The 521-nt window shown below is 59.1% G+C and carries 1 pseudogene; it reads left to right on the forward strand.

Features of this window, described 5'->3' with window-relative positions:
* Positions 1 to 65: 65 nt before the first annotated feature.
* Positions 66 to 521: pseudogene (locus tag ACDP63_RS25165) on the forward strand (IS5 family transposase); the annotation flags it as partial.

A 521-nucleotide genomic window follows, 5' to 3' on the forward strand; every position in this document is an offset into this window, starting at 1 on the left:
AGGGTCAGGACCCATTGATTTCTGCGAGGCTGCGTGATTCACGGTTCGAAAAACGAGCGGTGAACATGTCTGATCTCTTCTGGTTGACCGACGCCCAGATGGCGCGTCTTGAGCCCTATTTTCCGAAGTCCCACGGCAAACCCCGCGTCGATGATCGGCGTGTCTTGAGCGGGATTATCTTCATCAATCGCAATGGGTTGCGTTGGCGCGATGCGCCTGCGGAATACGGCCCCCACAAGACGCTCTACAACCGATGGAAGCGGTGGAGCGACAAGGGCATCTTTGCGCAGATGATGGCTGGCCTGGCAGCCGATCACGGCGAGGAAAAGACGGTCATGATCGACGCGACTTATCTCAAAGCCCACCGAACCGCGACCAGCATGGCCGCGAAAAAGGGGGGCGTGGACGCCTGATTGGCCGAACGAAGGGCGGCATGAACACCAAGCTGCACGCCGTCTGTGACAGTCAGGGACGCCCACTCAATCTTTTCGTCACCGCCGGGCAGGTCAGCGACTACATCG

The organism is Paracoccus sp. P2, assembly GCF_046335115.1.
Lineage (GTDB): Bacteria > Pseudomonadota > Alphaproteobacteria > Rhodobacterales > Rhodobacteraceae > Paracoccus > Paracoccus pantotrophus.